The organism is Lentibacter sp., from assembly GCF_029254145.1.
Taxonomy (GTDB): domain Bacteria; phylum Pseudomonadota; class Alphaproteobacteria; order Rhodobacterales; family Rhodobacteraceae; genus Lentibacter.
In genome coordinates, this window is sequence record NZ_JAQWYD010000113.1 from 13,531 (window position 1) to 24,648 (window position 11,118).

Here is an 11,118-nt window from a genome sequence, read left to right on the forward strand (position 1 = left end):
TGATTAAAGAACAAGGGACGTTCATGCTGTTAGTGTTTCGGTGGTTATTGCGGATCGCATCCGTGCTGGTCGTGCTCTCGGTGCTTGCCGTGATGGGCGTCTATTATCTGGCCTCACGCTCCCTGCCGGACTATGACAAAGCTCTCGATGTCTCAGGCCTGACCGCGCCGACGCGTATTTTGCGCGACCATTCCAATGTGCCTCATATCTTTTCAGAGGAAGATGCCGCTATCTTCTTTGGGCTTGGGTATGCTCATACACAGGATCGTTTGTGGCAAATGACGGTGATGCGCCGGACCGCCCAAGGCCGCTTGTCTGAAGTGTTCGGGTCGGCAACACTGCCTGTCGACAAGCTCCTGCGCCGCTTTGATATCTATTCTCTCGCACGCAGCTCGGTTGCAGCCCAAGACGCAGAAACACTGGCTGCGCTAGAGGCCTACGCCGCGGGTGTTAACGCCCGCCTTGCAGAAATTAACGAAAGCGCACTGGGCCGTGGCGCCCCCGAAATGTTTCTCTTCAATGCCCCCATCTCACCGTGGCGCCCCGAAGATTCCATCGCCATTCTCAAGCTTATGGCCGTTCAGCTCTCTGGCCATGCCGCAGATGAAATCCTGCGCGCGCGCACCTCTCTTTTGCTGGAGGATGACACACGCCTCAAAGATTTGCTTCCAGACATGCCTGGCACTGGCGTAGCGGCCCTTCCAGCTTACGCAAGCCTCTTTCCTTCGGCGGATTTTGCGCCCCAAATCGCGCGAGCGGAAAGCCTGCCGCAGCACCCGCTTTCACCATTTCAGCCGCGGGGTTTGGCAGGGGCATCCAATGCTTGGGCTGCTGCGCCTTCGCGCTCTGCGACAGGCGGTACGCTGCTCGCCAATGATCCCCATCTTGGACTTACCGCTCCCGCGATATGGTATCTCGCACGCCTTGAGCTTTCCTCAGGCGGAGTGATCGGCGCAACCATTCCTGGGATGCCGCTCATACTTGTAGGGCGCAGTGAAAGCCTTGGTTGGGGCCTAACATCCTCCTATTTGGATGATCAGGATATCTTCATTGAGGAACTGAATCCGAACAACCGTGAAGAGTATCGCACCCCAGACGGCTACAAGCCCTTTGTGTCGCGACGTTCAATCATCAAGATCAAAGACGAACCCTCAATCACCCTCACACTTCACAGCACAGATAACGGCCCTGTTCTCCCTCCAAGCTTTCGCAATGTCGGCGCAGTGACACCCGCTGGCCATGTCGCAGCCCTCGCATGGACAGCCCTTGAGCCGAACGATACGTCAATGAGCGCTGGCTTTCATATCATGCAGGCGCAAGACATTAACGACGCTTTGACAGCCAGCACGCTCTATATAGCACCCTCCCAAAATTTGACGCTTGCAGACAAAGACAACATTGCCATGAAAACAATCGGTGCCATGCCGCGCCGTCCTGCAGAGGCTGAAAGCAAAGGTCGGATTCCCTCGCGCGGCTGGCTGACACAGAACCGCTGGACACGCTATTTCCCTGCGACGGCCAACCCAGAGTTCATACGGCCCACAGGCGGAATTGTTGGCAATACCAACAACAAACTGCTTGAACGCCCCTTTCCGCTACATGTCTCCTACGAATGGGGCGACAGTCAGCGTATTCAGCGCTGGCAGCGTCTCATGCAAGGACGCAAAGCTCACAGCCGCGAAAGCTTTGTTGAGGCGCAACTGGATATCACCAGCACGACAGCGCGCACGATTCTGCCACTGGTCGCTGCTGACCTCTGGTTTACAGGCGAAGCCGCTCCAGAAGGCACTCCAGAGCGCCGCCGCCAGATCGCACTCAACCTGCTGGCCGGCTGGACAGGCAGCATGAACGAGCACCTACCAGAGCCGTTGATCTATGCCGCATGGATGCGTTTCTTGCAGGAGCGGCTCATCAAGGACGAGCTTGGCCCCTTGGCGGAAGAGTTCCCTCATCTCGAGCCGCTGTTTATCGAGCGCGTTTTCCGCAACATTGATGGCGCTGGCGTCTGGTGCAATATCATCCAATCGTCTGCAACAGAGACCTGTACAGACATCGCGCGCATGTCCCTTGATGATGCACTTGTTTGGCTCAGCGAGGTCTACGGCACATCAATAGAAGCGCTCCGCTGGGGAGATGCCCACGAAGCAACACATGATCATCCCGTGTTGGGCGAGGTGTCTGTTTTGCGTCATTTCGTCAACATTCGCCAAAGCACATCTGGTGGCGACAATACTCTGATGCGCGGGCGCACACGCGGAACAGGGCCAGAGCCATTTCAAAATGTCCACGCTGCAGGATATCGTGGCGTCTATGACTTCACCGATCCTGACAGCTCGATATTCATCACTTCCACAGGCCAATCAGGCCATCCCCTATCCCGTCATTATGACGATCTTGCGCAGCTCTGGCGGCGCGGCGAGTATATCACCATGTCACTGGATGAAGGCCTCGCACGCGCCGCATCTGTAGGGGAAACAGTTCTGACGCCCAAATCTGACTAAGAGATCAAAGCCGCACGAATTGCTCTGACTGCTTGCGTGTCCATCTGACCTTCAGCGTATACCCCTCATCAGTCTGCCGCTCATCCTCAACCACGCCTTGCGCAAAGAGCCAAGCTCGCTTGCGTCCCTCCGCAAAGGATAGGCTTAGGGCCTCGGTCTTGGCGCTGGCTTGAAGGGCCTCTGCCACGGCTGCGAGCAAGCTTTCCAACCCATCACCTGTGATTGACGACACAGCAAACACCGTCTCGCTGCGCGCGGCTTGTGTCTCAACAGCCTCTTTGTCTTCAGGCTCCAGCAGATCGGTTTTATTGAGTACCTCAAAGAGTGGCGTCTCGTCATTGATGCCGAGGCTCTCAAGGATCTTGGTCACATCTTTGGCCTGAGCCTCACTTTCAGAATGCGCAATATCACGCACATGAAGGATGAGATCAGCGCTCAAGACTTCTTCAAGCGTCGCACGGAAGGCAGCCACCAATTCTGTTGGCAAATTCGAAATAAAGCCCACGGTATCGGACATGATGACTTCAAGTCCGGACTCACCCAGTGTCACTTTGCGCATGGTTGGATCGAGCGTTGCGAAAAGCATGTCTTTGGCAAAAACATCCGCGCCTGTCAGACGGTTAAAGAGCGTCGATTTGCCGGCATTGGTATAGCCGACAAGCGCAACAATCGGATAAGGCACTTTCGCACGGCTCTTACGGTGCAGTTCACGCGTTTTGACAACTTTGGACAATTGGCGGCGCAAGCGCACAAGCTGGTCATCAATCGCGCGACGGTCTGCCTCGATCTGGGTTTCGCCTGGTCCCCCAACGAAACCAAGACCGCCCCGTTGACGTTCGAGGTGCGTCCACGCGCGTACAAGCCGCGTTCGCTGATAGCTCAACGCCGCCATCTCAACTTGCAAAACACCCTCTCGCGTGCGCGCACGATCGGAGAAAATCTCAAGAATAAGCCCCGTGCGGTCAAGAATCTTGACGCCCCACTTTTTCTCAAGATTGCGCTGTTGAACGGGGCTTACGGGCCCATCGATCAAAACAAGCTCAACCTCGCCTGCCTCAAGCCGTTCTTTGATTTCGTCAAGCTTACCCTTGCCAAACAGCATCCCTGCGTGTGGCTTCTTAAGCTTCACAATTTCGGAGCCAATAATTTCGAGCCCCGGCATAGCTTCTCCGAGCGCCACAGCTTCTTCAAGCGCATGTGCAGGCGTTCGGCTTTGCTCGTCTTTGCGGATTTCGGGGTGAAGAACCCACGCCCTCGTCAGCGCTGGATCATGTTCGCTCACTGAGCTTCTTCACCCTCATAAAGAGAAATAGGCTGCGCAGGCATAATTGTGCTGATCGCATGCTTATAGACAAGTTGGCTCTGGCCATCGCGGCGCAACAGCACGCAGAAATTGTCAAACCAAGTGATCACACCTTGAAGCTTAACGCCGTTGATCAGAAAGATGGTCACTGGTGTTTTTGTCTTACGGACGTGGTTCAGGAACGCATCCTGAAGGTTTTGACGGTCGGAAGCCATGGTTCTAATGCCTTATTGTCAGTTTCCGGCCGTGCATCGGCCGTGTGTATACCGCAGTATGTCTTGCGGCACAGAAACTTTAAACCCCCAAAACGCTTAGACTATCCAATTCTGTTGCTTGCGCGCTTCACTCGCCACACAACCCTAAGGTTTTCAATCTCTCCAGAGTGCGGGGTTAAACATTGCGATAATCGCGAGTGTCTCAAGACGCCCGACAACCATCGCGCCGCAAAGCGTCAGTTTGGCAGCGGAGCTCAACTGTCCCAGCATGATTGGCGTTTCTGCAGCAGCATGTACCAAAGGCCCCGTTGTCGACAGCGCGGCAACCGCCAAAACCATGGCCTCCTCAAATCCAACCCCTGTAAAAGTGAGGACAAGCGTCACAAAAGTCATTGAGAGAGCAAACAGCATAAAGAAAATCCATGCAACATAAGCCCCCTTTGAGCGTATGCGTCGGCTTTGGCTACTGGCCCGCCCGACCGAGGACGGGTGCACAAGGCGCTGCATCTCTCGCAGACCGTTCAAATACAGCGCATAGACGCGCAATAGTTTCACGCCCCCTGCCGTTGTGGCAACGCCACCGCCAATAAGCGCAAGCCCCAAAAGAATAAGCCCAGGTGCTCCCAGCCCGGACCAGCCCCGTGAAGCCTCCCAATCCGCGCTCTCAAATCCCGTTGTTGTCAAAAAGGACATGACTGTGAAAAAGCTGCCCCAGAGGGCGCGCAGCGCCAAAACGATGTTTTCTTCTTGCGCGATTTCAAAAGACGCAACCCAATGACGCGCAAAAAGTAAAAATGTCACCCCAACGACAATCATCATCCCCATACGAAATTCAGGGTCGTTGTGAAGCCCATGCCGCCCCGTTGTGATCGTATCCGTCGAGAAAGTCAGCCGTGACAAACCGAAGAATAAGAACAGGAATATAACAAATTCTCCACGCAACCCCGAAGCACTGCCCTCAAGCCCACCTGTCGCAGAGATGCCACTGGTAGAAAGTGTGGCCATCGCGTGGATCACAGCGACAAGGGGTGTATCTCCAATAATGATCAAGCAAATCGTCAAAACAGCTGTAAGCCCGACATAGAGCGGCGCAAGCCCCGCCAAGCCCCGAATGAGGCGCCTACTATCATTGGCAGGAACATAACGGTCCAAAGGGACATCTCCGCGCCCTGGTTCTGCAGACGCGGTGACTTCAAACCCGCCAAGCGCCAAAGGCGCAAGAACAGCCGCCGCGGTGATCCAAACAAACAAGCCCCCAAGCCAGCCAACCTGCGCGCGCCAAAGATGCATGGTTCCCGAAAGCCGACCCGGCTCAAAAAGTGGCGCACCCGTTGTGGTAAAGGCTGAAACCATCTCAAAATACGAATTGAGAAAGCTGGTTGTTTGAACCGCCTCATAAAAAGGGACCGCTAACAAAAGTGGTAGCAGGAAATATGCCGCAACCACAGCCGCAAGATTACCAAGCCCACCACGTCGGCGTGTTCGCCCCGAGCTCAGCGTGATCACGATCAAGATCGAAACAAACAGACCGAGAGACCCTGCGTAGAAAAAGACGCGCGCTTCGTGGTGGTTGTTCCAGTTCAGCGCGTGAACGGCAGGAACATACATCGAAAGAGATGCCAACAACGTGAGCTGCAAAAACAAAGGGATCTCGGCGAGGCGTTTCATGGCTTAGAAAAAGTCGATCGTGACTTGCAGCAATCGCTCCACCTCTGGCACATCTGCCGCCATAGCGAAAAGCACAATCACATCGCCCTCTTCGACACGGGTGCCCCCATGCGGCTTTATCACTTCGCCATTTTTCATAAGCGCGCCAATGAGCACACCCTCGGGAAACGGAATATCCCGTATGGCCTGACCAGAAATTGGCGAGGTCGAGAGAACTTCTGCCTCGATAATCTCTGCTTCGGCATCTCCGATAGAATAAACGCCTTTCACGCGGCCGTGACGAATATGGCGCAAGATTGAGCTCACAGTCGTTGCGCGCGGATTGATATAGGCGTCAATACCCATTGGCGCCATAAGCGGGATCAGGGTCGGGTCATTGATGAGGGCAATCGCCATTTTGCAGCCCTCGCTCTTGGCACGGACAGCGGCCAGCAGGTTTGTCTTGTCGTCATCGGTCACACAAAGCACCGCATCTGCCCGCTCGATATTGGCCTCAGCCAAAAGAGCTACATCCAATCCATCGCCGTTGAGTACAATCGTGCGCTCCAATGCATCGGCTGCGTGTTCCGCTGTAGTTCTGTTCCGCTCAATAACCTTCGCTCTGATCCGTGTTTCGTGCTTTTCAAGAGCCAGCGCCACAGTAAGGCCGACATTTCCTCCACCAATCAGCACAACGCGTTCTTGCTTCGCTGAGCTTTTGCCGAAGACTTCAAGTGTGCGTGGCACATCTTCACGCGCGATACAAAGATAGCACTCATCACCAACAAAAAGCTGATCACCAGCATCGGGCGCAAACAATCTCCCCTTTCGACGCACGCCAATCACGATCACCTTCAACGTTGAAAAGAGGTCAGAAAGCTGGCGCAAAGGCGTGTTTATCACTGGACAATCGGCTTCAAGCCTGATCCCCAAAACTTGCACTTTGCCCCCCATAAACGTCTCGATATCAAAGGCAGACGGTGCTGAAAGACGGCGCAGCGCCGCTTCGGCCACTTCCCTTTCAGGGCTGATCACGACATCAATCGGCAAGTGGTCACGGCGGTAAAGGTCTGAGTAGATCGCCGTTAGATAGCTCTGAGAGCGCAATCTCGCAATTTTGCGCGGAACCGAAAAAATCGAGTGAGCGACCTGACAGATCACCATATTCACTTCGTCAGAATGGGTCGCTGCAATAACCATATCAGCATCGCGCGCTCCCGCTTTGTCTAGAATATCAGGATATGACGCAAAGCCCGCAAACCCCTGGACATCCAAAGTATCCATCGCGCGGCGCACGAGATCAGGGTTGCTATCAATGACAGTGACGTCGTTGGCTTCTCCGGACAAATGGCGCGCAATTTGCCAGCCAACTTGCCCTGCCCCGCAAATGATCACTTTCATAGGTCTTCCCCGATCCTTGGTGAGGTTTCGTGCCAGAAGCGCCTCAAGGCGTCAATTCCTTTGTCATGCTGATGACTATAGGCATTTCTTTGCCTTTAGACCACGTTCGCACTCTTAAGCAAATGACTTCGCTCAAAATATCCGCCACAGCGGCGCATATACATCGGGGAAACAGATGTGCCAGACACGCTTTATTTGGGCCGCCACGCTTTTTCTGTCGGCCTAAATTCCACTCTATATCGATTATAATCAAGGCGTTCGAATCCAGACATCTAGAGACACGGCGACAGGCTGGCGCCTGCGGCCGCGACAACACACTTCTCAAAGCTAAGCTCCCAAAGCTGAGTTATCCGCAACCAAGGTGCAACATGGCAGATCGTATCCCCGTAGGCGTTCTACTCTTCCTCACCTTCATGTTCAGCAATCCGCGCCCCTGAGCGGTTTGAGGTCACAACACCAAGGGATTTAAGCTTGCGGTGCAAGGCCGAGCGCTCCATTCCGACAAACTGAGCCGTGCGAGAGATATTGCCGCCAAAACGGTTAATTTGGGTGAGCAGATACTCGCGCTCAAATTCTTCTCGCGCCTCACGGAGAGGCAATGTTGCCATGACACTCGGCAAGACAATCTTGCCTGTGTCATCATTGCCCTGCAGCGCGTCACCAGCAGAGAGTTCTTTGGCGCTAATGTCCCCGTTGCTGTCGCCCAAAATAAGCAGCCGCTCGATCATGTTTTTCAACTGACGCAAATTTCCAGGCCAGGTCATCGTCTGCAAAAGCGCCAGCGCATCGTCGCTCACAGCGCGCTGGGCCAGCCCCTGCTCTTTGTTCAATCGCTCGATAAAGTGCTGCGCAAGTAATGGGATATCCTCGCGCCTGTCCTCTAAAGAGGGCACAGCAATCGGAACTACATTCAAGCGATGGTATAGTTCTTCTCGAAAGCGTCCTGCCGACACTTCGCTCTCCAGATTCTCTGACGTCGACGAGACAACCCGCAAATCAACCTTGACTTTATTGGTACCGCCAACGCGCAAAAACTGCTGATCGACAAGCACACGCAGAATTTTGGATTGCGTACCGAGCGGCATATCTGCGATCTCATCAAAATAAATGATCCCGCCATTGGCCTCTTCCAGTAAACCCATTTCTACGCCCTTTTCGAGACTTTCGCGCCCGAAAAGAACGTTTTCCATCTGGTCAGGTTCGATGGCAGCACATCCTACTGTCACAAATGGCGCAGCTGCACGGTTGGAATTGCTATGGATATAGCGTGCAGCACTTTCCTTGCCCGAACCCGAAGGCCCCGACAGCATTACGCGACCGTTTGATTTTGTGACCTTATCCAGCTGCCCCTGCATCGCACGAAATGCAGCCGAACCACCGATCATCTCTGACGGGACAGTCTCTTTGCGGCGCAGCTCTATGTTCTCGCGACGCAACCTCGAAGTCTCCATGGCGCGGCGAATAACGACCAAAAGCTGGTCGATGTTGAAAGGCTTTTCGATGAAATCATATGCCCCCTGACGGATCGCAGCGACAGCGATCTCGATATTGCCGTGCCCCGAAATAATCACCACAGGCACTTCGGGGTAATCTGTCTTCACGGCTTTAAGAATATCAATACCGTCCATCTTGCTGTCTTTAAGCCAGATATCGAGAATAAGAAGGCCGGGGCGCTTCTCATGCACCTCTTTCATCGCATCGTCTGAGTTCCCAGCGAGCCTCGTCGTAAAGCCCTCACCCTCCAAAATATCCGAGATCAATTCCCGAATATCGCGTTCGTCATCTACAATCAGAATATCGCTCATATTGCCCTCATTCCGCACTGGAATCTTGTTTAATGTCACTTTCACTGCCTAGACTCAGAGGCAGCCGTATCAGAGCCATAGCTCCGTGGTGGCTCTCACCCTCAAAAAGCGCGGCATCCTCTAGTTTGAGGCTCCCGCCATGCTCTTCGATAATCTTCTTCACAATCGGCAGGCCAAGCCCTGTCCCCTTGTCCCGTGTGGTCACATAGGGTTCAAAAAGTTTGGCGCGGTCTTCAGGAAGGCCGATGCCATTGTCCGAAATGGAAATTTCTGCGTCATTATCCACGCGCCGCGCTGTAATCTTGATCTGTGGGACGATGTCTCCCCCGAGGTCTTCTAGGCGCGTCTCAATGGCTTCGCCGGCATTCTTGATCAGATTTGTCAAAGCTTGCCCGACCATTGTTGCGTCATACTGGCCTTCTAGTGGCTCTCCACCAAGATCAACATCAAAACGGACATCAGGTTGTCCCGCCTTTTGAAGTGTAATCGCTCCGCTCAAAAGCGTGCAGAGGTCTTCTGCCCGTCGCTCAGGCTCAGGCATCCGCGCAAATTTGGAAAACTCATCAACAATGCGGCGCAAGTCATTGGTTTGTCTTACAATAACATCAGTCAGCTCTGAAAGCTTTGATGCGTCCGCTTCAGCCAGTTCGCGTGAAAATTTGCGCTTGATACGCTCCGCCGAAAGCTGGATAGGCGTCAATGGATTCTTGATCTCATGCGCAATGCGTCGCGCAACATCACCCCAAGCCGCCATCCGCTGCGCACTCACCAGATCAGTCACATCGTCAAAAGCAACAACATAGCCTTCTATCTGGCCGCCCTCGCCCTCTCGCACCGACATACGCACCAGCAAGTTCTCCAGATGTCCTGCCCGCGTGACCTTCACTTCGTCTTGAACGATCCCGCTACTGCTCTGCAAAACCGCCTCAAAGATCGGACCAAACTCGGGCACAGCAACGCGTAGTTCGAGAGTGTCTTTGGTGCTTTCCCAGTCCAGCAATCGCTCTGCAGAGCGGTTCACAAAAGCGACGCGCCCCTCGGCGTCCAAGCCGACAACGCCAGAGGTCACAGAGCTCAAAACAGAGTCAAACATGCGCCGACGCAGTTCAATTTGCTCGGTGTTCTCCAAAAGGCGATCACGCTGACCTTTGAGTTGACGGGTCATCTGGTTGAACAAGCGGCTCAACTGGCTGATTTCGTCATCACCCTCTTCTTCGATCACCTGCGTATCAAGATTGCCCTCGCCTACCCTCTGGGCAGCACTCGTTAGCCGCCCAACTGGGCGTGATAGCCGCTCGGCAAACCATAGGCCAAGCCATACGGCTGCGAGAATAAGAATGACAGCAAACCCAAGATAAACCAGACCGAACTGGAACAAAACTTGCCCGCGATCGCTTTCCAACTGATTGTAAAGGCGTACGTTTTCCTGCGTTTCACTCAACAGGTTCAGGATTTGCCCGTCAACGTCGCGGCTCACATAAACCAATCTATCTGGAAATGTAGCCAGCGGTACGATGGCGCGAAACTCATTGTTATTCCAATCCTGAATAACCGCAATACCGACCTCACGGGCCTCTTCTATCTTGGCAGCGCTCGGTTTTTCAAAGTTGAAAAGATAAGAGCGCTCACCGCGCGCCTTAAGCTCTCCGACCCCGTCGATCACATAGGCTTCGCGCATATCGGGCTGAAAGCGTTGCTGCCCAAGCGTTAGAACTTCACGCAAATCTGGGTCGCGCATAAAGGGCGTGAGCGAGTGTTCAAAGTCAATCACCCGCGCCAAAGACTGTGCGTTGCGCATCAAGTTGTCGCGGTGCTCCCCCTCATAAGCCTCAGCGGCAGAGAGAGACGAACCAACCACTTGCCGTACGCGGTCTGAGAACCAGCCTTCAAGGCCAAGGTTCACAGTCAGCACAGCAAAAATCGCCACAGTAACAGTCGGGATCAAGGCCATAATTGTGAACACGCCCGTCAAGCGCAGGTGCAAATTCGACCCCGCCGAGCGCGAGCGCCGTGCCGCAATCATCTTGGCCACGCGCTGCATGACAAGCGCCGCAACAAGCAATACGTAAACAAGATCAGCAAGCAGAACGATCCGAAGCGCAGGAGATCGTGCGCCTTGGTCAAATGGACCAAAGACAAGGAAGGTCGCCAGAACAAGAACTGGCCCCAGAATCACCAATCCGAGTGTCGCAAAGTTCTGCACACGTCTACGACGACGCAGCTTGCTCAACCGGTTCCAGCTTAAC

Annotated in this window: 7 protein-coding genes; 1 reads left to right on the forward strand and 6 read right to left on the reverse strand. The window is 54.2% G+C overall.

The window, feature by feature from the left end; translation table 11 throughout:
- The first annotated feature begins 23 nt into the window (after positions 1-23).
- Complete coding sequence (locus P8O11_RS12930; RefSeq protein WP_300294819.1) at positions 24-2,501, forward strand: penicillin acylase family protein; 2,478 nt, start codon at positions 24-26, stop codon at positions 2,499-2,501.
- Positions 2,502-2,505: 4 nt separating this feature from the next.
- On the opposite strand, the gene hflX is transcribed toward P8O11_RS12930, so the two are convergent.
- From hflX to P8O11_RS12960, 6 genes are all read right to left on the reverse strand, one after another.
- The gene (gene hflX / locus P8O11_RS12935; RefSeq protein ID WP_300294821.1) at positions 2,506-3,783 is read right to left on the reverse strand and encodes a GTPase HflX; all 1,278 of its coding nucleotides are present in this window, start codon (positions 3,781-3,783) and stop codon (positions 2,506-2,508) included.
- Entirely contained in the window at positions 3,780-4,019 is a 240-nt protein-coding gene (gene hfq / locus P8O11_RS12940) for an RNA chaperone Hfq (protein ID WP_089891201.1), read from the reverse strand. Before hfq ends, hflX begins: the two co-directional genes overlap by 4 nt.
- A 153-nt stretch (positions 4,020-4,172) precedes the next feature.
- Positions 4,173-5,687, reverse strand: a complete 1,515-nt coding sequence (locus P8O11_RS12945; protein ID WP_300294823.1) for a TrkH family potassium uptake protein — start codon at positions 5,685-5,687, stop codon at positions 4,173-4,175.
- Positions 5,688-5,690: 3 nt separating this feature from the next.
- Positions 5,691-7,067, reverse strand: a complete 1,377-nt coding sequence (gene trkA, locus P8O11_RS12950; protein ID WP_300294825.1) for a Trk system potassium transporter TrkA — start codon at positions 7,065-7,067, stop codon at positions 5,691-5,693.
- A 395-nt stretch (positions 7,068-7,462) separates the two neighbouring features.
- A complete protein-coding gene (locus tag P8O11_RS12955) occupies positions 7,463-8,872 on the reverse strand; it encodes a sigma-54 dependent transcriptional regulator (protein WP_300294827.1) in 1,410 nt (469 codons plus the stop codon).
- 7 nt (positions 8,873-8,879) lie between these two features.
- Positions 8,880-11,102: a PAS domain-containing sensor histidine kinase gene (locus tag P8O11_RS12960; RefSeq protein ID WP_300294829.1), complete on the reverse strand. Its 2,223-nt coding sequence runs from the start codon at positions 11,100-11,102 to the stop codon at positions 8,880-8,882.
- Positions 11,103-11,118 lie beyond the last annotated feature (16 nt).